Consider the following 23,089-nt stretch of genomic DNA (forward strand, 5'->3'; position numbering starts at 1 on the left):
TTACTGATTTGTAAAACTTATTTGCAAGCGTCTGCCAGACCGTCGAGATAACGCTCTGCGTCAAGCGCAGCCATACAACCGGTGCCTGCTGAAGTGATCGCCTGGCGATAAATATGGTCCATCACGTCACCGGCGGCGAATACACCCGGAATGCTGGTTTGGGTGGCGTTACCATGAATCCCGGACTGAACTTTGATGTAGCCATTTTCCAGTTCAAGCTGACCGTCAAAAATGGCGGTATTCGGGCTGTGGCCGATAGCGACAAACAAGCCTGCAACGTCAAGTGACTCGACGTTGTCAGTGTTTTGCGTATCGCGCAGGCGCAGTCCGGTTACGCCCATTTGATCGCCGGTCACTTCTTCCAGTGTGCGGTGGGTATGCAGCACGATGTTGCCGTTTTCGACTTTATCCATCAAACGCTTGATCAGGATTTTCTCGGCGCGGAAGCTGTCGCGACGGTGAATCAAATGCACTTCAGATGCGATATTCGCCAGGTACAGCGCTTCTTCAACAGCGGTGTTGCCGCCGCCGATCACCGCAACTTTTTGGTTACGGTAGAAGAAACCGTCGCAGGTCGCGCAGGCGGAAACGCCACGGCCTTTGAAGGCTTCTTCTGAAGGCAGACCCAGGTAGCGTGCTGACGCACCGGTGGCGATGATCAGTGCGTCACAGGTGTATTCACCGCTGTCGCCGGTCAGACGGAAAGGGCGGTTTTGCAGATCAACTTTGCTGATATGATCAAAAATAATTTCAGTTTCAAATTTGGTCGCATGTTCGTGCATGCGTTCCATCAGCAATGGGCCTGTGAGATCGTGCGGATCGCCAGGCCAGTTCTCCACTTCTGTTGTTGTGGTCAACTGACCACCTTTTTCCATACCGGTAATCAGTACCGGTTGCAGGTTCGCGCGTGCAGCGTAGACCGCAGCGGTATACCCCGCAGGGCCAGAGCCCAGAATAAGAAGTTTACTGTGTTTGGTTGCGCCCATGAGATCCCCATAGTTGTTAGCAGGCAATGAGCAGGATTGTAGGGAATTTACAGGCGTAAAAAAAGAGTATGGCGATTTTGTTAACAATATGTGTAATAGCGGGAACCGATGAACGGCAGAATTAGTCGTAATACTATAACGATTTCTACTTAAAATAGGTCAGTTATAAGGTGATAAAATGACGATTTTCCATCACTGCGAATGAATAACTGGCATGTTGTACTAAAAATCGATGTTTTGCTTTGACAATCCCCTGCTGTTTTGCGAAAACATTCAAGGAAGAAAAAAACTGTGTCATGTATGTGCTGCATAATCATGCATGTAGATACCATGTTTACCGTGTTAGCGAAATCTACGCATGGTGTGGACAGATGCCATTCGTGATGTCGATAGCCGCCGACAGGCAACGGTCTTCTCACCATAAACCCAGACATTGCGAACCGAAAATCCCTCTGGGTTGCGGTTATTTTGATGGGTAGCGACTCTGAACAGTGATGTTGGTAGAGTCAGGCAGGAGTAGGGAAGGAATACAGAGAGACAATAATAATGGTAGATAGTAAGAAGCGCCCTGGCAAAGATCTCGACCGTATCGATCGTAACATTCTTAATGAGCTGCAAAAGGATGGGCGTATTTCTAACGTCGAGCTTTCTAAACGTGTGGGACTTTCACCAACGCCCTGCCTTGAGCGTGTGCGTCGGTTGGAAAGACAGGGTTTTATTCAGGGCTATACAGCGCTGTTAAACCCGCATTATCTGGATGCATCACTTCTGGTTTTTGTTGAGATTACTCTGAATCGTGGCGCCCCGGATGTGTTTGAACAATTTAACTCTGCAGTACAAAAACTTGAAGAAATTCAAGAGTGTCATTTGGTTTCCGGTGATTTCGACTATTTGCTGAAAACACGCGTACCGGATATGTCGGCATACCGTAAGCTGTTGGGGGAAACCCTGCTGCGTCTGCCTGGCGTGAATGACACACGTACTTATGTAGTAATGGAAGAAGTCAAACAGAGCAATCGTCTGGTAATTAAGACGCGCTAACACGGAACAGGTGCAAAATCGACGCAGTTTGATTACACTCCTGTTAATCCATACAGCAACAGTGCCGGGGCAACCCGGTGCTGTTGTCCGTTTTAGCATCGGGCAGGAAAAGCCCGAAACCTGGAGAGCCGTTTTTGAGCCAGGAATACACTGAAGACAAAGACGTCATATTGACGAAGTTAAGCAGCGGGCGCCGACTTCTGGAAGCGCTACTGATCCTTATTGCCCTTTTTGCCGTCTGGTTGATGGCTGCCTTACTCAGCTTTAACCCTTCGGATCCCAGTTGGTCGCAAACCGCGTGGCATGAGCCTATCCATAATCTGGGTGGAATACCTGGAGCATGGCTGGCGGACACGCTGTTCTTTATTTTTGGCGTCATGGCCTACACCATCCCCGTCATCATTGTCGGTGGCTGCTGGTTTGCCTGGCGACATCAGGCCAGCGACGAATACGTCGATTATTTTGCCGTCTCGCTACGCATTATTGGCGTTCTGGCGCTGATTCTCACTTCCTGCGGGCTGGCCGCAATTAACGCCGATGACATCTGGTATTTCGCCTCTGGCGGCGTGATCGGCAGTCTGCTCAGCACCACGCTACAACCATTGCTGCACAGCAGCGGCGGCACGCTGACATTGTTGTGCATTTGGGCAGCGGGATTAACGCTGTTCACCGGTTGGTCATGGGTGAGCATTGCGGAAAAACTGGGCGGCTGGTTACTCAATATCCTGACGTTTGCCAGCAACCGTACCCGCCGCGACGATACCTGGGTCGATGACGAAGAGTATGAAGACGAAGAAGAGTCTGTCGACGCCGCTGATGGCAAACCCCATGAATCGCGCCGAGCTCGTATCCTGCGCGGTGCGTTAGCGCGCCGTAAACGTCTGGCGGAGAAATTTACCAACCCGCTTGGTCGTCATACCGATGCGGCGCTGTTCTCCGGCAAACGCATGGATGATGAAGACGAAATTGAATACAGCGCCCGTGGCGTGGTTGCCGATCCTAATGATGTGCTGTTTTCCGGTAATCGCGCGACGCTGCCTGAATATGACGAACTTGATCCGCTCCTTAACGGCCACTCGGTGACCGAGCCTGTGGCTGCAGCAGCTGTAGCTACAACGGCCGCTCAGGCCTGGAGCGCACCGGTCGATCCGTTGCTGCAAACGTCACCCGTGACCAACACTGTTATGGAGCAACCGGTCCCAACTGTGGCCTGGCAACCCGTGCCTGGCCCGCAAACCGGTGATGCCGCGATTGCACCAGCGCCTGAAGGTTATCCGCAGCCAGCCCAGTACGCGCAACCTCCGGTGCAGCAGCCGTATGAGCCATGGCAACAACCGGTTGTGGAGCAGAGTCCGCAGCCGCAATATTACGCACAGCAGCCCGTTGAACCTGTTTATACGCAGCCTGTCGCGCCGCAGCCGGAACCTGTTTATCAGCCGGAGCCCGTGCTGCAACCTGTCTATCAACAGGATCCGACCTCTCAACAGAACACCGCATTCCAGCAGCCTGGTTATCAGCCGGAGCCTGTGCAGCAACCTGTTTATCAGCAGGATCCAACTTTTCAACAGAGCACTACGTTCCAGCAGCCTGTGGTTGAACAACCAACAGTGGTGGAACCTGAGCCGGTGGTTGAAGAAGTTAAACCGACTCGTCCGCCGCTCTATTACTTTGAAGAAGTCGAAGAGAAACGTGCGCGTGAGCGTGAGCAACTGGCCGCATGGTATCAGCCGATTCCAGAACCTGCTCAGGAGCCTGAGCGTGTTAAGCCGTCTACGCCATCTATGCCGGCGACTGCATCCATACCACCCGTTGAGTCTGTTGCTGCCGTTGCACCGCTGGCCGCTGGCGTAAAAAGCGCCGCGTTAGGGGCAGGTGCCGCTGCCGCAGCACCTGTCTTTAGCCTTGCAGGCAGCGGTACGCCGCGTCCGCAGGTGAAAGAGGGCATTGGCCCGCAGTTGCCGCGTCCGAATCGTGTGCGCGTGCCTACTCGTCGTGAGCTGGCTTCATATGGCATAAAACTGCCGTCACAGCGTATGGCTGAAGAGAAAGCGCGCGAAGAGCAGCTTGATACAGATGCGTATAGTGACGATGAAATGGATGCAATGCAGCAGGACGATCTGGCACGTCAGTTCGCTCAGTCGCAGCAGCATCGTTATGGCGAAGAGTATCAGGACGATACCCACCAGACTGATGACGAAGATTCAGCCGCAGAAGCGGAACTGGCTCGCCAGTTTGCTTCTTCTCAGCAGCAGCGTTATTCCGGTGAACAGCCTGTCGGAGCGAATCCGTTCTCCCTCGATGACTTTGAATTTTCGCCAATGAAAACGCTGGTGGATGAGGGGCCGCATGAGCCGCTGTTTACGCCTGGCGTAATGCCGGAGCCCGCGCCGCAGTACCAGGAACCAGTTGCGCCGCAGCAGCATTATCAGCAACCGGCGCAGCCAGTTGCACCGCAGCAGCACTATCAGCAACCGGCACAGCCAGTTGCACCACAGCAGCATTATCAGCAACCAGCGCAGCCAGTTGCATCGCAGCAGCACTACCAGCAACCGGTGCAGCCAGTTGCATCGCAGCAGCATTATCAACAGCCAGCGCAGCCAGTTGCACCGCAGCAGCATTATCAGCAGCCAGCGCAGCCTGTTACACCGCCGCCGCAGGATAGTCTGATCCATCCGCTGCTGATGCGTAATGGGGATAGTCGTCCGGCGCACCGTCCAAGCACGCCGCTGCCATCGTTAGATCTGCTCACGCCGCCGCCGAGCGAAGTTGAGCCGATAGATACGTTCGCACTGGAACAAATGGCACGTCTGGTGGAAGCGCGTCTGGCGGATTTCCGCATTAAAGCCGATGTGGTGAACTATTCTCCTGGCCCGGTGATTACCCGCTTTGAGCTTAATCTGGCTCCAGGGGTTAAAGCAGCGCGTATTTCTAACCTGTCACGAGATCTGGCGCGTTCATTGTCGACCGCGGCGGTACGTGTGGTCGAGGTTATTCCAGGCAAACCGTATGTCGGACTGGAGTTACCGAACAAAAAACGTCAAACCGTCTATCTGCGAGAAGTGCTGGATAACGCTAAATTCCGTGATAACTCATCTCCGCTGACTGTGGTGCTGGGCAAAGATATTGCGGGCGAACCGGTGGTGGCCGATCTGGCTAAAATGCCGCACCTGCTGGTGGCAGGGACAACCGGTTCCGGTAAGTCTGTTGGGGTGAACGCCATGATCCTCAGCATGCTGTACAAAGCGCAGCCGGAAGACGTTCGCTTTATCATGATTGACCCGAAAATGCTGGAACTTTCTGTTTATGAAGGTATTCCACATCTGCTGACTGAAGTTGTGACCGACATGAAAGATGCCGCCAATGCCTTGCGTTGGAGCGTCAATGAAATGGAACGTCGCTACAAACTGATGTCGGCGCTTGGCGTGCGTAACCTTGCCGGTTATAACGATAAGATTGCTGAAGCCGCCCGTATGGGACGTCCGATTCCAGACCCATACTGGAAGCCGGGCGACAGCATGGATGTTCAGCATCCGGTGCTGGAAAAACTGCCGTATATCGTGGTGTTGGTGGATGAATTCGCTGACCTGATGATGACCGTTGGCAAAAAGGTGGAAGAACTAATCGCTCGTCTGGCGCAAAAAGCGCGTGCGGCGGGTATCCACCTGGTGCTGGCAACCCAGCGACCGTCAGTTGACGTTATCACTGGTCTGATTAAAGCGAACATCCCGACGCGTATCGCCTTTACAGTGTCCAGTAAAATTGACTCGCGTACCATCCTTGACCAGGGCGGAGCGGAATCGCTGTTGGGTATGGGTGACATGCTTTATTCTGCACCAAACTCGACGATCCCTGTGCGTGTACACGGCGCCTTTGTACGCGATGAAGAAGTTCACGCGGTAGTTCAGGACTGGAAAGCGCGCGGCCGTCCACAATACGTTGATGGCATTACCTCTGACAGCGAAAGCGAAGGCGGCGGTGGCGGCTTTGATGGTGGCGAAGAACTGGATCCGCTGTTCGATCAGGCGGTGAACTTTGTTACTCAGAAACGCAAAGCCTCAATCTCCGGCGTCCAGCGTCAGTTCCGTATCGGTTACAACCGAGCGGCGCGCATCATCGAACAGATGGAAGCGCAGGGAATAGTCAGCGAACAAGGGCATAATGGTAATCGTGAAGTGCTGGCTCCGCCGCCCTTCGAATGATTGCAAAGTTAAGTAATTCAGTATTTTCTACTTTCCTCATGCTGATTTTTGGCCTGAAATGGATAGCAGAGGGATCTCCCCATTGGGAGTGACGTATTTTGAGGAATAACGATGAAAAGAATCGCAATCACCTGTGCATTACTGTCTAGCTTTGTGGTGAGCAGCGTCTGGGCTGATGCTGCCAGCGACCTGAAAAGCCGTCTGGATAAAGTCAGTAGCTTCCATGCCAGCTTTACTCAGAAGGTCACGGACGGTAGCGGCGCGGCGGTGCAGGAAGGTCAGGGCGACTTATGGGTTAAACGCCCTAATCTGTTTAACTGGCATATGACGCAGCCTGACGAGAGCATCCTGGTTTCCGATGGTAAAACGCTGTGGTTCTTTAACCCGTTTGTTGAGCAGGCGACTGCGACCTGGTTGAAAGACGCCACGGGCAACACGCCGTTCATGCTGATTGCGCGTAACCAGGCCAGCGACTGGCAACAGTACAACATTAAGCAAAACGGCGACGATTTCGTACTGACGCCAAAAACCAGCAGCGGTAATCTGAAGCAGTTTACTATCAATGTTGGGCGGGACGGGACGATCCATCAGTTCAGTGCCGTTGAGCAAGACGATCAGCGCAGCAGCTATCAGCTGAAATCTCAGCAGAATGGTGCGATTGAACCTTCGAAATTCACCTTTACCCCGCCGCAAGGTGTAACGGTTGACGATCAACGTAAGTAGAGGCGTGTGAGTGAGCAATCTGTCGCTCGACTTTTCTGATAATACCTTTCAGCCACTGGCCGCACGTATGCGGCCAGAAAATTTAGCGCAGTACATCGGCCAGCAGCATCTGCTGGCTGCGGGTAAACCCTTGCCGCGCGCCATCGAGGCCGGGCACCTGCACTCTATGATTTTATGGGGTCCGCCGGGGACGGGGAAAACCACGCTAGCCGAAGTTATTGCCCGTTACGCTAACGCCGATGTTGAACGAATTTCGGCGGTCACGTCTGGTGTAAAAGAAATTCGTGAAGCGATTGAGCGGGCGCGTCAGAATCGTAACGCGGGTCGACGTACGATCCTGTTCGTGGACGAAGTTCACCGTTTTAATAAAAGCCAACAGGATGCGTTTTTACCGCATATTGAAGACGGTACCATCACGTTTATTGGCGCCACCACTGAAAATCCCTCGTTTGAACTGAACTCGGCACTGTTGTCGCGGGCGCGTGTTTATTTACTGAAATCGTTAACCACCGACGATATTGAACAGGTGCTGGACCAGGCGATGTCAGATAATGCCCGTGGTTACGGTGGTCAGGATATCGTACTGCCACCAGAGACGCGTCGGGCGATTGCCGAACTGGTGAATGGCGACGCGCGGCGAGCGCTGAATACGCTGGAAATGATGGCCGATATGGCCGAAGTTGATGATTCCGGTAAGCGCGTATTGAAACCAGAATTGCTCACTGAAATTGCCGGTGAACGCAGCGCACGCTTCGATAATAAAGGCGATCGTTTTTACGATCTCATCTCCGCATTACACAAATCGGTTCGCGGCAGCGCCCCGGATGCGGCACTTTATTGGTATGCGCGCATCATTAGTGCAGGCGGTGACCCGCTGTATGTTGCCCGTCGCTGTCTGGCCATTGCCTCTGAAGATGTCGGCAATGCCGATCCTCGCGCCATGCAGGTGGCAATTTCCGCATGGGACTGCTTTACCCGCGTGGGACCCGCGGAAGGTGAACGAGCGATTGCTCAGGCAATTGTTTATCTGGCCTGCGCGCCGAAAAGTAATGCGGTTTACACCGCCTTCAAAGCCGCGCTGGCTGATGCCCGTGAACGTCCGGATTACGACGTGCCGGTCCACCTGCGCAATGCGCCAACTAAGCTGATGAAAGAAATGGGCTATGGTCAGGAGTATCGTTACGCCCATGATGAACCAAATGCCTATGCCGCCGGAGAAGAGTACTTCCCGCAGGAAATGGCACAAACGCGCTATTATCACCCCACAAACAGAGGTCTTGAAGGCAAGATTGGCGAAAAGCTCGCCTGGCTCGCCGGACAGGATCAAAATAGCCCTATAAAACGCTACCGTTAGTGTTATCGTTGCGGTAATGTTGTCTCTGTATCCCTGTGACCGCAGGCTGTGGTCACTTTCTCCTATTTTAATTCGATAAGCACAGGATAAGCATGCTCGATCCCAATCTGCTGCGTAATGAGCCAGACGCAGTCGCAGAAAAACTGGCAAGCCGGGGCTTTAAGCTGGATGTAGATAAGCTGCGCGCTCTTGAAGAGCGTCGTAAAGTTCTGCAGGTACAAACTGAAAACCTGCAGGCAGAGCGTAACTCTCGATCGAAATCCATCGGCCAGGCAAAAGCGCGCGGGGAAGATATCGAGTCTTTACGTCTGGAAGTGAACAAACTGGGCGAAGAGCTGGATGCCGCGAAAGCTGAACTTGATACCTTACAGGCCGAGATCCGCGACATTGCGCTGACCATTCCTAACCTGCCAGCGGACGACGTTCCGGTGGGTAAAGATGAAAATGACAACGTTGAAGTCAGCCGTTGGGGTACGCCGCGTGAGTTTGATTTCGAAGTGCGCGATCACGTTACCCTGGGTGAAATGCACACGGGTCTTGATTTTGCCGCTGCGGTTAAGCTGACCGGCTCTCGTTTCGTCGTGATGAAAGGGCAGATCGCGCGCATGCACCGTGCGCTGTCTCAGTTCATGCTGGATCTGCATACCGAACAGCATGGTTACAGCGAAAACTACGTTCCGTATCTGGTTAACCATGACACGCTGTACGGAACAGGGCAACTGCCGAAATTTGCTGGCGATCTGTTCCACACCCGTCCGCTGGATGAAGAAGCTGACAGCAGCAACTATGCGCTGATCCCAACGGCAGAAGTTCCGCTGACCAACCTGGTTCGCGACGAAATCATTGACGAAGATGCGCTGCCGATCAAAATGACCGCGCATACGCCGTGCTTCCGTTCTGAAGCAGGTTCTTACGGTCGTGATACCCGTGGTCTGATCCGTATGCACCAGTTCGATAAAGTTGAAATGGTGCAGATCGTTCGCCCAGAAGACTCTATGGACGCGCTGGAAGAGATGACCGGCCATGCCGAGAAGGTTCTTCAGCTGCTGGGCCTGCCGTACCGTAAGATCGTCCTGTGCACAGGCGACATGGGCTTCGGCGCATGCAAAACGTACGATCTGGAAGTGTGGATCCCGGCGCAGAACACCTATCGCGAAATCTCCTCTTGCTCTAACGTGTGGGATTTCCAGGCTCGTCGTATGCAGGCGCGTTGCCGCAGCAAATCCGACAAAAAGACCCGTTTAGTACATACGCTGAACGGTTCTGGTCTGGCGGTTGGACGTACGCTGGTTGCGGTGATGGAAAACTATCAGCAGGCTGATGGCCGTATTCAGGTTCCGGAAGTGTTACGTCCGTACATGAATGGCCTGGAGTTTATCGGCTAAGCTACCTTTCTTTGCTAAAAAAGCGCCTCAGGGCGCTTTTTTTATGCCCGTTTGACGTCGGACAATAACGCCTACCTCCATAGGAGTAATACTGCCTTCGAATGAAAGTCAGTATTTATCTCTGTCTTTTCGCAAATTCAGTATCTACCAGTCTGTATATTGATATTAACGCTATATAAAAATCTATATAACGAGTATTTCTCTTTTGTTTATTGTGAGCAGCAGAGTGAGCCACTATGAAAACTAAGATCCCCGATGCCATGCTGGCAGCTGAGGTTAGTCGCCGAGGTTTGGTGAAAACGACGGCGATAGGCGGACTGGCGGTGGCCAGTAGCGCGTTTACCCTGCCATTTACCCGTATTGCAAATGCTGCAGAAGCCCTTAATCCGACACAGGCCAATGAGAAAGTCATATGGAGCGCATGTACGGTGAACTGTGGTAGCCGCTGTCCTCTGCGTATGCACGTGGTAGACGGTGAAATAAAGTATGTTGAAACCGACAACACCGGTGATGACAACTATGACGGCTTGCACCAGGTACGCGCCTGTCTGCGTGGTCGCTCCATGCGTCGTCGCGTTTATAATCCCGACCGTCTGAAATACCCGATGAAACGTGTCGGTAAACGTGGCGAAGGGAAATTTGAGCGTATCAGCTGGGATGAAGCCTACGACATCATTGCCAGCAATATGCAGCGTCTTATCAAAGACTACGGCAACGAGTCTATCTACCTGAACTACGGCACAGGTACGCTGGGCGGCACCCTGACACGTTCCTGGCCGCCAGGCAAAACGCTGGTAGCACGTCTGATGAACTGCTGTGGCGGCTACCTGAACCACTACGGTGACTACTCTTCAGCGCAAATCGCTGCCGGGTTGAACTACACCTACGGCGGCTGGGCAGACGGTAACAGCCCGTCCGACATTGAAAACAGCAAGCTGGTGGTTCTGTTCGGGAATAACCCAGGTGAAACCCGTATGAGCGGGGGTGGGGTAACCTATTACCTTGAACAGGCGCGACAGAAATCCAATGCCCGCATGATTATTATCGATCCTCGCTACACGGATACCGGTGCGGGTCGTGAAGATGAATGGATCCCGATCCGCCCAGGTACCGATGCGGCGCTGGTGAATGGTCTGGCGTATGTGCTGATCACCGAAAACATGGTCGATCAACCGTTCCTTGATAAATACTGCGTGGGTTACGACGAGAAAACCTTACCGGCCGACGCACCGAAAAACGGTCACTATAAGGCGTATATTCTTGGGCAGGGCAAAGACGGTATCGCCAAGACCCCGGAATGGGCAGCGCAAATTACCGGTATTCCTGCTGATCGAATCGTCAAACTGGCACGTGAAATCGGTAGCGCTAAACCGGCATATATCAGTCAGGGGTGGGGACCGCAGCGCCATGCTAACGGTGAAATAGCGACTCGTGCCATTTCTATGCTGGCAATCCTTACCGGTAACGTTGGGATTAACGGCGGCAACAGCGGGGCGCGTGAGGGCTCATACAGTTTGCCGTTTGAACGTATGCCTACGCTGGAAAACCCAGTCGAAACCAGCATCTCTATGTTTATGTGGACGGACGCCATTGAGCGAGGTCCGGAGATGACGGCGCTGCGTGACGGTGTTCGTGGCAAAGATAAGCTCGATGTTCCGATTAAGATGATCTGGAACTATGCCGGTAACTGTCTGATTAACCAGCACTCTGATATCAACCGCACACATGAAATCCTACAGGATGATAAGAAGTGCGAGATGATCGTTGTCATCGACTGTCATATGACCTCCTCGGCGAAATACGCGGATATTTTGCTGCCGGACTGCACCGCTTCGGAGCAGATGGACTTCGCACTGGATGCCTCCTGCGGAAATATGTCGTATGTGATTTTCACCGATCAGGCGATCAAACCACGCTTCGAATGCAAGACTATCTACCAGATGACCAGCGAGCTAGCGAAACGCCTTGGTGTTGAGCAGCAGTTTACAGAAGGTCGTACTCAGGAAGAGTGGATGCGTCATCTGTACGAGCAGTCGCGCAAAGCCATTCCTGAACTGCCAACGTTTGAAGAATTCCGCAAGCAGGGGATCTTTAAACAGCGCGACCCGCAGGGACATCACGTGGCCTACAAGGCGTTCCGTGAGGATCCTAACGCCAATCCGCTGACCACGCCGTCAGGTAAGATCGAAATTTATTCGCAGCAGCTTGCCGAGATCGCGTCAACCTGGGAGCTGCCGGAAGGTGATGTGATTGATCCACTGCCGATTTATACCCCAGGTTTTGAGAGCTTAAACGATCCGCTGGTGGAGAAATTCCCTCTGCAGTTGACCGGCTTCCACTATAAGTCTCGCGTCCACTCGACCTATGGCAACGTGGATGTTCTGAAAGCATCCTGCCGTCAGGAAATGTGGATCAACCCGATGGATGCACAGCGACGCGGCATTAACAACGGCGACAAGGTGCGCATCTTTAACGATCGTGGTGAAGTGCACATCGAGGCGAAAGTAACGCCGCGTATGATGCCTGGCGTGGTGGCATTGGGTGAAGGGGCGTGGTATGACCCGGACGCAAAACGCGTGGACCAGGGCGGTTGCATTAACGTCCTGACGACCCAGCGTCCGTCTCCTCTCGCGAAGGGGAACCCATCACACACGAACCTTGTTCAGGTTGAAAAGGTGTAAGGAGTAACCGATGACAACCCAGTATGGATTTTTTATTGATTCCAGCCGTTGCACCGGTTGCAAAACCTGCGAACTGGCGTGCAAAGATTTCAAAAATTTAACCCCTGAAGTCAGCTTCCGCCGCATTTATGAGTACGCGGGCGGTGACTGGCAGGAAGACAACGGCGTCTGGCATCAGAACGTCTTTGCCTATTACCTCTCCATTGCGTGTAACCACTGTGAAGACCCGGCCTGTACCAAGGTGTGTCCGAGCGGTGCGATGCACAAACGTGAAGATGGCTTTGTCGTTGTCGATGAAGATGTGTGCATCGGCTGCCGCTATTGCCACATGGCCTGTCCTTACGGCGCACCACAGTATAATGCTGACAAAGGGCACATGACCAAATGCGATGGCTGCCATGAGCGCGTCGCTGAAGGTAAGAAACCTATTTGCGTCGAGTCCTGTCCACTGCGTGCGCTGGATTTTGGCCCAATTGATGAACTGCGCAAAAAACACGGTACTTTGGCTGCGGTTGCGCCATTGCCGGGCGCGCACTTTACCAAACCGAGCATTGTCATCAAACCTAACGCCAATAGCCGCCCGACCGGGGATACCACAGGTTATCTGGCTAATCCGAAGGAGGTGTAAGATGGGAAGTGGATGGCATGAATGGCCGCTGATGATCTTCACGGTCTTCGGACAGTGTGTGGTTGGCGGTTTTATTGTTCTGGCGCTGGCGTTGATGAAAGGGGGCTTACGCCCAGAATCGCAGCAACGCGTAATTACCTGCATGTTTGGGCTGTGGGTATTAATGGGCATTGGTTTTATTGCTTCCATGCTCCACCTGGGCTCACCGATGCGCGCCTTTAACTCACTCAATCGCGTTGGGTCATCTGCGTTGAGTAACGAAATTGCCAGCGGCTCACTCTTCTTTGTCGTTGGCGGTATCGGCTGGCTGCTGGCTATGTTGAAGAAAATGTCGCCCGCATTACGCAATCTGTGGTTAGTTGTCACCATGGTGCTGGGTGTGGTTTTTGTCTGGATGATGGTGCGCGTGTATAACACCATCGATACCGTACCGACCTGGTACAGCGTCTGGACACCGCTGGGCTTCTTCCTGACGATGTTTATGGGCGGTCCGCTGCTGGGATATCTGTTACTGAGAATTGCTGGCGTGGATGGTTGGGCGATGCGCCTGCTGCCGGCTATATCAGTGCTTGCTCTGGTCGTGAGTGCCATCATGTCGGTAATGCAGGGGACTGAACTGGCGACAATCCACAGTTCGATTCAACAGGCCTCTGCGCTGGTTCCGGATTACGGTTCGCTGATGGCGTGGCGGATCGTGGCGCTGGCGTTAGCGTTGTGCTGCTGGATAGTACCGCAAGTGAAGGGTTACCAGCCTGCCGTTCCGTTGCTTTCCGTCGCGTTTATTCTGCTGTTAGTCGGCGAGCTGATTGGTCGTGGCGTGTTCTACGGGCTGCATATGACCGTCGGTATGGCGGTGGCGAGTTAATCCATAATATGCCGGATGGCGCCTCGTGCTTTATCAAGCCTACAATATCCGTAGGCCTTAAAGCTGCGCGCTATCCGGCTACATGTCAGGTCAGGGTTTTGCCCCAGTCTTTACTTCTGCTTAGTTAACGTGTCATAGCTGGTCATCAGATTGCGATAATCCGGAATGTGATTAGAGAACAACGTCGCCAGACCTTCGATATCGTTGCGCCAGTCGCGGTGCAGTTCGCATGCTACTCCGAACCATGTCATCAATTGAGCGCCTGCTTGAGACATCCGATCCCATGCTGAATGGCGGGTAATTTCATTAAACGTGCCTGAAGCATCGGTGACAACAAAGACGTCAAAACCTTCTTCAATAGCCGAGAGCGCTGGGAAAGCGACGCAAACCTCCGTCACGACACCAGCGATAATCAGCTGCTTTTTGCCGGTCGCTTTTACTGCTTTCACGAAATCTTCGTTATCCCATGCGTTAATGTTTCCTGGGCGAGCAATGTAGGGCGCATCCGGAAATTGAGCTTTCAGTTCCGGTACCAGCGGCCCGTTTGGTCCTGTCTCAAAACTGGTTGTCAGAATGGTTGGGAGGTTGAAGTATTTTGCTAAGTCACCGAGCGCAAGCACGTTGTTTTTAAATTTATCGGGATCGATATCCCGAACCAGAGAGAGCAGGCCAGCTTGATGATCGACCAGCAGTACTGCCGCATTGTCTTTATCAAGTCTTACGTAAGGTTTAGTCATGGTATTTCTCCTGTTCAGTATCAGTGGGGGAAATTTGATGAGTTTAAGTCTACGAAAAGAACGATATTTGGATTAGATAGATAAATAAGAACTCACTGTTCTATTTTGAAGACAATGCAGCTCAGCATCCCGCATAGAGTTTAGTAAGAAATAAAAGTAAGGGGAGTCCATGAAATTTTTCGACTGAACGTAACGCGAGATTTTTGTTTTAGATCAATAAAAACAAGCAGATGTGTTTTTGTATTTTTTATCTATTCACATTAAGAATCAGTAATGCAAATCGATCGACTAGAAAGCGCCTCAGCCCTCTGATTCCGCCGATTGACAATGTTTTTAGCAGTGGCATGATGCGCATGAAATTTGAACTTCCTCACGGTTTTTATTCATGTCCACCTATACCCGTCCCGTCATGCTATTGCTGTGCGGGCTACTTCTGTTGACCCTGGCGATCGCCGTGTTAAACACGCTCGTCCCGCTTTGGCTCGCCCATGAAAATCTGCCTACCTGGCAGGTAGGCGTGGTGAGCTCGTCTTACTTTACCGGTAATCTGGTAGGGACGTTGCTGACAGGGTATTTAATAAAACACCTTGGTTTTAACCGCAGCTATTACATCGCCTCGCTTATTTTTGCCGCGGGCTGTGTCGGGTTGGGGATTATGGTGGGATTCTGGAGCTGGATGACATGGCGTTTTATCGCCGGTGTTGGCTGCGCCATGATCTGGGTGGTCGTGGAAAGCGCGCTGATGTGCAGCGGGACGTCCCGTAATCGCGGACGGTTACTTGCCGCCTATATGATGATCTATTATGTGGGAACGTTTTTAGGCCAACTGCTGGTTAGTAAAGTATCAACAGAATTGATGAACGTCCTGCCGTGGGTGACGGGTACTATCCTGGCGGGTGTTTTGCCACTGCTCTTTACGCGCATTGCTAATCAGCAGGGCGATGAACAGCAGTCTACGCCTATTGTCTCCATGCTGAGGTTGCGTCAGGCACGCCTGGGCGTTAATGGCTGCATTATTTCCGGGATCGTGCTGGGGTCTTTGTATGGCCTGATGCCGCTGTATCTCAACCATCAGGGGGTGAGCAACGCCAGCATTGGTTTCTGGATGGCGGTTCTGGTAAGTGCCGGTATTCTGGGGCAATGGCCGATTGGCCGTCTGGCGGATAAGCTGGGACGTCTGCTGGTTTTACGCGTCCAGGTCTTCGTGGTGATCGTCGGGAGTATCGCCATGCTGAATCAGGCGGCGATGGCGCCCGCGTTGTTTATGTTGGGTGCGGCAGGCTTTACCCTCTATCCGGTCGCGATGGCCTGGGCCTGTGAAAAGGTGGAACATCATCAGCTGGTCGCCATGAATCAGGCATTGTTATTGAGCTATACCGTGGGTAGCCTGCTGGGACCTTCGTTTACTGCGATGTTGATGCAGAATTATTCAGACAGCTTGCTGTTTATCATGATCGCCAGCGTATCGTTTATTTATTTACTGATGCTGTTGCGTAAGACTGGCCATACGCCCAATTCTATTGCGCACATTTGACCTGATTTAACAGAATATGAACAGGTTCCCATACATACTGTTTATGTATGCTTTATGGGAACCTGCATTATTTAATCGCACACGTCTGTCCTGAAAATAAAGTGTGCAGAAGGTTATAGTTTTACATCCTGCCGTTTCCGCTCGCTCATTTTACCGCGCATAATCCCACGCCTCATATATTGATAATCAAAAAGCTTCCACAAAGGATTGCGTATGGCTGGTGTGCAGGAAAAACAATTGCGATGGTACAACATTGCATTGATGTCATTTATTACCGTCTGGGGTTTTGGTAACGTCGTTAACAACTATGCTAATCAGGGATTGGTTGTTGTCTCCTCCTGGATATTTATTTTCGCGCTCTATTTTATTCCTTATGCGTTGATCGTCGGGCAGCTTGGCTCAACCTTTAAAGAGGGTAAAGGCGGAGTCAGTACCTGGATTAAACATACCATGGGGCCAGGGTTGGCCTATCTTGCTGCCTGGACCTATTGGGTTGTGCATATACCTTATCTGGCGCAAAAACCGCAGGCTATTCTGATTGCGCTGGGATGGGCGCTGAAGGGCGATGGTTCGTTGATTAAAGAGTACACCGTCGTGGCGTTGCAGGGGCTGACGCTGGCGCTGTTTGTCTTTTTCATGTGGGTTGCGTCCCGTGGCATGAAGTCACTGAAAATTGTTGGGTCAGTTGCTGGCATCGCGATGTTTGTGATGTCCATTTTGTATGTCGTGATGGCGGTAACCGCGCCTGCAATTACGGATGTGCAAATAGCGACAACCAATATCACCTGGGAATCGTTTATCCCACACATCGATTTTACCTACATTACCACGATCTCCATGCTGGTATTTGCCGTGGGCGGTGCGGAGAAAATTTCGCCATACGTTAATCAGACACGTAATCCGGGCAAAGAATTTCCAAAAGGGATGCTCGTTCTGGCTGTTATGGTAGCGGTATGCGCGATTCTCGGGTCGCTGGCTATGGGAATGATGTTTGACTCCCGGCATATTCCAGATGACCTGATGACGAATGGTCAATATTACGCCTTCCAGAAATTGGGAGAGTATTATGGTATGGGTAATTCGCTGATGGTTATTTACGCGATTGCCAATACGCTGGGGCAGATTGCGGCATTGGTATTTTCTATTGATGCACCGCTTAAAGTTCTGCTGGGTGATGCTGATCGTAAATATATTCCCGAGAGCCTGTGTAAAACCAACGCTTCCGGTACGCCGGTAAATGGTTATATTCTGACGCTGGTGCTGGTGGCGATTTTGATTATGTTGCCAACGCTGGGAATTGGCGACATGAACAACCTGTATAAATGGCTATTGAATCTTAACTCTGTCGTGATGCCATTGCGTTATTTATGGGTGTTTGTGGCGTTCATTGCCGTTATTCGCCTGGCGCAAAAATATAAATCGGAATATGTCTTTATTCGCAACCGCTCGCTTGCGATGACCGTGGGGATCTGGTGCTTTGCCTTTACCGCATTTGCCTGTCTGACCGGGATTTTCCCGAAAATGGAAGCCTTTACCCCTGAGTGGACATTCCAGCTCACGCTGAATATCGTGACGCCATTTGTGCTGGTTGGACTGGGATTGATTTTCCCGCTACTGGCGAGAAGAGGACGCTAAAGACAAGTGTGGCAGAAGAGCAGGAGATAGTGATGCTATCTCCTGCTTTGCCTCTCAAAACAACGGGGACAGTTCTTTTGGGATGGCATACTGTTTGCCATCATAACGCAGTACCCAACTGGCTTTCCCCGGTTTATCCTTTGATGCGCATTGCTCGTTGGCGTCTGTATAGGCCGTTGATTCCACGTTTTTCTCGTTTACCCGAATATCGAAGTATCCATTATGTGAATCAGGCGCAAGGGCAAGGGTGCGTTTAATATCGTGGAATGTTCCCACACAGTTCCCGTCCCGTTCACCGGTGCTATTCTCAAGTACGATTCCGTTTAATACCGCCCGTAGTTGATTATTTTCAATAACAAACAGCGATAGCGCATCTTCACTAAAAGGATTTACACGGGAACTGCCGGTGCGGGCGACTCGTAAGCCAAATGCGGTCTGATCTGGGGTAACTTTCCAGCGCGCAGTATCCAGCGCCAGACCGGTAATTTGAATGGCATCGTCATTCATACGTTCGGGCAGGCGTAGCCGCTGTTTTACGTCGAGGTTTGTGGAATCCAGTACCAGAAGCTCCAGATCGCCAATGCGATCGTAATCGCTATATTGTTGTGCCATCAGCGGAATCGCCGCTAGGGTCAGTTCCGGGTGGGCTGGCCAGACACGGCAAATTGCGCTTTGCGGTGAGTTACCTGTGATATCGATAACCTGATTATGTTGTGTGAGTAGCTTGCCTTCCGCTGTCGGTTTTGCATCTGGCCACGCATGTTGCACAATGGCGTTGATATCACAGTTGCTGGCGGCATTTACGTATTGGGCAGATAACAGCAACATGCCAGAAATGAATAACCGCATGGCGTCCTTTCCTTTAATTCGAGTGGTTGTCGCTTAGATAGCAAAACGGCTGCCGTTCAGGGCAGCCGTTTCGTGGTGGCTAAAACTCAATACATCACTTTATGTCCATATTGCTCGAGAATGCCCTTCACGCGCTCCATGGTCTCTTTCTTCGGTGGTTTGACGCCATCCAGTTTGTACTCTTCGCCCATTGCTACCCATTTGTGTTTGCCCAGCTCGTGGTAAGGCAGCAGCTCGATTTTTTCAACGTTACCCATATCGCGGGTAAATTCTCCGAGGCTGTGTGCGGAGTCATCGTCATCAGACCAGCCAGGTACGACAACATAGCGGATCCACACTTTGATGTCTTTGTTTGACAGGTAACGCGCGAACTCCAGCGTACGATGGTTAGATACGCCGACCAGATTCTGATGGATTTCATCGTTCATCTGTTTGAGATCGAGCATGACCAGGTCGGTGACTTCCAGCAGCTCATCGATCACCGGATCGTAGCGGCGAACAAAACCGTTGGTATCCAGACAGGTATGAATACCTTCTTTTTTACAAGCGCGGAACCAGTCACGTACGAATTCAGCTTGCAGGATAGCTTCGCCGCCAGACGCCGTCACGCCGCCGCCGGATGCGTTCATAAAGTGGCGATAGGTCACCACCTCTTTCATTAATTCGTCGACGGTGACTTCTTTACCGCCGTGTGTATCCCACGTGTCACGGTTATGGCAATACAGGCAGCGCATCAGGCAGCCCTGAAAGAAGGTAATAAAGCGGATGCCCGGGCCATCAACAGTGCCACAGGATTCAAAGGAGTGAATGCGACCAATAACTGACATTGCGGTGTTTCTCCAGGTGTGGCCCATCCGGGGCCAGTGTTAGTGCACAGTTATTAACTGTGTCGAGTCTGTTTTGGCTGCTATCCATACTTTTCGTCTTTCAAGATGCATCTTTGTTAGCTTCCTTCGCTCACCCCAGTCACGTACTTCTGTACGCTCCAGGGGATTCACTCCGTTGCCGCCTCAATGCAACTCGAAATCCATCGAGTATATAAGTATAGATAGCTGACAAAGCAGGCTATTAAAAAGGCCCCACTTACGTGGAGCCTTTATTGTACGCTTTTTAAAGTACGATTTCAGTCAAAACCAATTACATGGTCTGAGTGAAGGTACGAGTAATAACGTCCTGCTGCTGTTCTTTAGTCAGGGAGTTAAAACGTACTGCGTAGCCAGAAACGCGGATGGTCAGCTGCGGATATTTTTCCGGATGTTCCATCGCATCCAGCAGCATTTCGCGGTTCATGACGTTCACGTTCAGGTGCTGACCACCTTCGATGGACGCTTCGTGGTGGAAGTAACCATCCATCAGACCAGCCAGGTTGGTCTTACGAACTTCGTCGTCTTTACCCAGTGCGTTCGGAACGATAGAGAAGGTGTAAGAAATACCATCTTTAGCGTAAGCAAACGGCAGTTTAGCAACGGAGGTCAGAGAGGCAACAGCACCTTTCTGGTCACGACCGTGCATTGGGTTAGCACCCGGTCCGAACGGCGCGCCAGCACGACGACCATCTGGGGTGTTACCAGTTTTCTTACCATAAACCACGTTAGAGGTGATGGTCAGAACAGACTGAGTCGGGATAGCGTTACGATAAGTAGTCAGTTTCTGAATTTTCTTCATGAAACGTTCTACCAGGTCAACCGCCATGTCATCAACGCGAGAGTCGTTGTTACCAAACTGCGGGTATTCGCCTTCGATTTCGAAGTCGATAGCCAGACCGTCTTCGTCACGAATCGGTTTAACTTTCGCATATTTGATTGCAGACAGGGAGTCAGCAGCAACGGACAGACCAGCGATACCACACGCCATGGTGCGGATAACGTCACGGTCGTGCAGCGCCATCAGAGAGGCTTCGTAGCTGTACTTGTCGTGCATGTAGTGGATAACGTTCAGCGCGGTGACGTACTGTTTAGCCAGCCAATCCATGAAGTGATCCATGCGGTCCATAACTTCGTCGAAGTTCAGAACGTCGCCTTTGATCGGTTCAGATTTAGGACCAACCTGCATTTTCAGTTTTTCATCAACGCCACCGTTGATTGCGTACAGCATGGTTTTCGCCAGGTTTGCACGCGCACCGAAGAACTGCATTTGTTTACCAACAACCATCGGGCTTACGCAGCAAGCGATAGCGTAGTCATCGTTGTTGAAGTCCGGACGCATCAGGTCATCGTTCTCGTACTGCAGAGAAGAGGTGTCGATGGACACTTTAGCGGCGAATTTCTTGAAGTTCAGAGGCAGTTTTTCAGACCACAGAACAGTGATGTTCGGCTCCGGAGAAGGACCCATGGTGTACAGGGTGTTCAGGAAGCGGAAGCTGTTTTTGGTAACCAGAGTACGGCCATCAACGCCCATACCACCGATTGATTCAGTTGCCCAAATCGGGTCACCGGAGAACAGTTCATCATATTCAGGAGTACGCAGGAAACGAACCATACGCAGTTTCATGACCAGGTGGTCGATCATTTCCTGTGCGTCTTGCTCGGTGATTTTGCCTGCTTTCAGGTCACGTTCGATGTAAGCATCCAGGAAGGTGGATACGCGACCGAAGGACATTGCTGCACCGTTCTGAGATTTAACTGCGGCCAGGTAGCCGAAGTAAGTCCACTGGATAGCTTCCTGAGCGTTGGTAGCCGGACCAGAGATATCGCAGCCATATTTAGCAGCCATTTCTTTGATCTGACCCAGAGCGCGGTGCTGTTCAGCGATTTCTTCACGCAGACGGATAGTTGCTTCCAGGTTTACGCCGTTTTCCAGATCGGACTGCAGAGAGACGAACTGAGCGTATTTGTCTTTCATCAGGTAGTCGATACCGTACAGCGCAACGCGACGGTAGTCACCGATGATACGGCCACGGCCATACGCATCTGGCAGACCAGTCAGAACACCGGATTTACGGCAGTTCAGAATGTCTTTGGTGTAAACATCGAATACGCCCTGGTTGTGGGTTTTGCGGTATTCGGTGAAGATTTTTTTCAGCATCGGGTCCAGTTCGCGATTGTACGCTTTGCAGGAACCTTCAACCATTTTGATGCCGCCAAACGGAATGATCGCACGTTTCAGCGGAGCTTCAGTCTGCAGACCAACAATCTTCTCGAGCGCTTTGTTGATGTAGCCAGCGTCGTGAGAAGTGATGGTAGAAGCAACGGAGGTGTCAAAGTCAACAGGCGCGTGAGTGCGGTTTTCCTGTTTAACGCCTTCCATAACGCTGTCCCACAGTGCAGTGGTCGCATCAGTTGCGCCAGCCAGGAAGGACTCGTCACCCTCATACGGAGTGTAGTTTTTCTGAATGAAGTCACGTACGTTTACTTCATTCTGCCAATCACCTTTGGTAAAACCTTCCCAGGCTGTGGCTAACTTTTCATTAAGCTCGGACATGTAACACCTACCTTCTTAAGTGGATTTTTTATTTACTGCGTGTAATGGGCATCAACAGATTAATGATGATCGTTACCACGCAGATAAATGACCCAGTATGTCAACCCGACCAACAAACCGCCGCCGATAATGTTACCGATCGTAACCGGAATCAGGTTATCGGTGATGAAATTCATCACGGTCAGGTGAGAAAAATTCTCCGGAGAAGACCCAACTGCGGTCCAGAATTCCGGGGTGGCGAAATCGCGTATTACAATACCCATAGGGATCATAAACATGTTTGCGATACTGTGCTCAAAACCGCTGGCAACAAACATTGCGACCGGTAATACCATGATAAACGCTTTGTCCATCAGGCTGCGGCCTGAGTAGCTCATCCATACGGCCAGACACACCATCAGGTTAGCCAGGATACCAAGGCTCACTGCCTCAACAAAAGTATGGTGCACTTTGTGGTCGGCTGTTTGCAGAACGTTGAGCCCCCATGCGCCGTTGGCGGTCATATACTCGCCAGAAAGCCACATGAGTAACACAAAGATCAGGGCGCCAATCAGGTTGCCGACATAAACGTTAAGCCAGTTTTTCGCTAACTGACCCCAGGTAATACGACCACTGGCTTTAGCAACGACGATCAGTACGGTTGAAGTGAAGAGGTCTGCACCGCAGACAACACAAAGGATCAGCCCCAGGGAAAAGCAGATACCACCTACTAATTTCGCCATGCCGAAAGGCATAGTACCAGTGCCGGTTGTGGCGGTGATATAGAAAACAAAGGCAATTGAAATGAATACACCGGCAGTAATTGCCAGATAGAACGTCTTAAGCGGATGTTTCGTTGCTTTATAGACGCCTGCTTCTTCGGCAACTTTGGCCATTGCAGCAGGTAGAATAAGATCAAAAGGGTTGTCAGCTTTCACACTAACTCTCTCTTTATTAAGTCGGCGACGAGATACTAACAAAGCATTATAGATGAGAATTTGATATAGATCATATCTCGCCTGGCTTATAGGCCCGTAAGACGCATGGTTTTTATGCGATTACGGTGTAACATG

At 51.6% G+C, this 23,089-nt stretch carries 16 protein-coding genes; 10 read left to right on the plus strand and 6 right to left on the minus strand.

The window, feature by feature from the left end; genetic code table 11:
• Positions 1-17 precede the first annotated feature (17 nt).
• Entirely contained in the window at positions 18-986 is a 969-nt protein-coding gene (gene trxB / locus BZK40_RS11665; RefSeq protein WP_003831889.1) for a thioredoxin-disulfide reductase, read from the minus strand.
• A gap of 546 nt (positions 987-1,532) precedes the next feature.
• On the opposite strand from trxB, the gene lrp reads away from it, so the two are divergent.
• The 8 genes from lrp (at position 1,533) to BZK40_RS11710 (ending at position 13,862) form a co-directional block, all read left to right on the plus strand.
• A complete protein-coding gene (lrp, locus tag BZK40_RS11675) occupies positions 1,533-2,027 on the plus strand; it encodes a leucine-responsive transcriptional regulator Lrp (protein WP_002439523.1) in 495 nt (164 codons plus the stop codon).
• A 134-nt stretch (positions 2,028-2,161) separates the two neighbouring features.
• Positions 2,162-6,226: a DNA translocase FtsK gene (gene ftsK / locus BZK40_RS11680; RefSeq protein ID WP_079934669.1), complete on the plus strand. Its 4,065-nt coding sequence runs from the start codon at positions 2,162-2,164 to the stop codon at positions 6,224-6,226.
• 111 nt (positions 6,227-6,337) lie between these two features.
• On the plus strand, positions 6,338-6,949 hold the full coding sequence (lolA, locus tag BZK40_RS11685; RefSeq protein WP_003831898.1) for an outer membrane lipoprotein periplasmic chaperone LolA: 612 nt from the start codon (positions 6,338-6,340) through the stop codon (positions 6,947-6,949).
• A 10-nt stretch (positions 6,950-6,959) separates the two neighbouring features.
• Positions 6,960-8,303, plus strand: a complete 1,344-nt coding sequence (rarA, locus tag BZK40_RS11690; RefSeq protein ID WP_048214581.1) for a replication-associated recombination protein RarA — start codon at positions 6,960-6,962, stop codon at positions 8,301-8,303.
• Between the two features lie 92 nt (positions 8,304-8,395).
• Positions 8,396-9,688, plus strand: a complete 1,293-nt coding sequence (serS, locus tag BZK40_RS11695; protein ID WP_048214580.1) for a serine--tRNA ligase — start codon at positions 8,396-8,398, stop codon at positions 9,686-9,688.
• A 236-nt stretch (positions 9,689-9,924) separates the two neighbouring features.
• Positions 9,925-12,369 (plus strand): dimethylsulfoxide reductase subunit A, encoded by a 2,445-nt coding sequence (gene dmsA / locus BZK40_RS11700; protein ID WP_008784257.1) that lies wholly within the window; start codon positions 9,925-9,927, stop codon positions 12,367-12,369.
• A 10-nt stretch (positions 12,370-12,379) separates the two neighbouring features.
• A complete protein-coding gene (gene dmsB / locus BZK40_RS11705; RefSeq protein WP_003831905.1) occupies positions 12,380-12,997 on the plus strand; it encodes a dimethylsulfoxide reductase iron-sulfur subunit DmsB in 618 nt (205 codons plus the stop codon).
• A gap of 1 nt (position 12,998) precedes the next feature.
• Positions 12,999-13,862, plus strand: a complete 864-nt coding sequence (locus BZK40_RS11710; protein WP_079934670.1) for a dimethyl sulfoxide reductase anchor subunit family protein — start codon at positions 12,999-13,001, stop codon at positions 13,860-13,862.
• 110 nt (positions 13,863-13,972) lie between these two features.
• On the opposite strand, the gene ycaC is transcribed toward BZK40_RS11710, so the two are convergent.
• Positions 13,973-14,599, minus strand: coding sequence for an isochorismate family cysteine hydrolase YcaC (gene ycaC / locus BZK40_RS11715; RefSeq protein ID WP_003035746.1), 627 nt, complete (start codon positions 14,597-14,599; stop codon positions 13,973-13,975).
• 385 nt (positions 14,600-14,984) lie between these two features.
• Here ycaC and BZK40_RS11720 point away from each other — a divergent pair, with 385 nt between their 5' ends.
• Positions 14,985-16,133, plus strand: coding sequence for an MFS transporter (locus tag BZK40_RS11720; protein WP_003831907.1), 1,149 nt, complete (start codon positions 14,985-14,987; stop codon positions 16,131-16,133).
• 213 nt (positions 16,134-16,346) lie between these two features.
• On the plus strand, positions 16,347-17,768 hold the full coding sequence (locus BZK40_RS11725) for an amino acid permease (RefSeq protein ID WP_003035749.1): 1,422 nt from the start codon (positions 16,347-16,349) through the stop codon (positions 17,766-17,768).
• A 54-nt stretch (positions 17,769-17,822) separates the two neighbouring features.
• Here the strand turns inward: BZK40_RS11725 and BZK40_RS11730 are convergent, their stop codons facing one another.
• The 4 genes from BZK40_RS11730 to focA form a co-directional block, all read right to left on the minus strand.
• Positions 17,823-18,617: a PA3715 family protein gene (locus BZK40_RS11730; protein WP_253193178.1), complete on the minus strand. Its 795-nt coding sequence runs from the start codon at positions 18,615-18,617 to the stop codon at positions 17,823-17,825.
• Between the two features lie 86 nt (positions 18,618-18,703).
• Positions 18,704-19,444, minus strand: a complete 741-nt coding sequence (pflA, locus tag BZK40_RS11735) for a pyruvate formate lyase 1-activating protein (RefSeq protein WP_079934671.1) — start codon at positions 19,442-19,444, stop codon at positions 18,704-18,706.
• A 310-nt stretch (positions 19,445-19,754) separates the two neighbouring features.
• On the minus strand, positions 19,755-22,037 hold the full coding sequence (gene pflB, locus BZK40_RS11740; protein ID WP_003035753.1) for a formate C-acetyltransferase: 2,283 nt from the start codon (positions 22,035-22,037) through the stop codon (positions 19,755-19,757).
• A 59-nt stretch (positions 22,038-22,096) separates the two neighbouring features.
• Positions 22,097-22,954: a formate transporter FocA gene (gene focA, locus BZK40_RS11745; RefSeq protein WP_003831909.1), complete on the minus strand. Its 858-nt coding sequence runs from the start codon at positions 22,952-22,954 to the stop codon at positions 22,097-22,099.
• Between the last annotated feature and the right edge of the window lie 135 nt (positions 22,955-23,089).

This window comes from Citrobacter portucalensis (assembly GCF_002042885.1).
Taxonomy (GTDB): Bacteria; Pseudomonadota; Gammaproteobacteria; order Enterobacterales; family Enterobacteriaceae; genus Citrobacter; species Citrobacter portucalensis.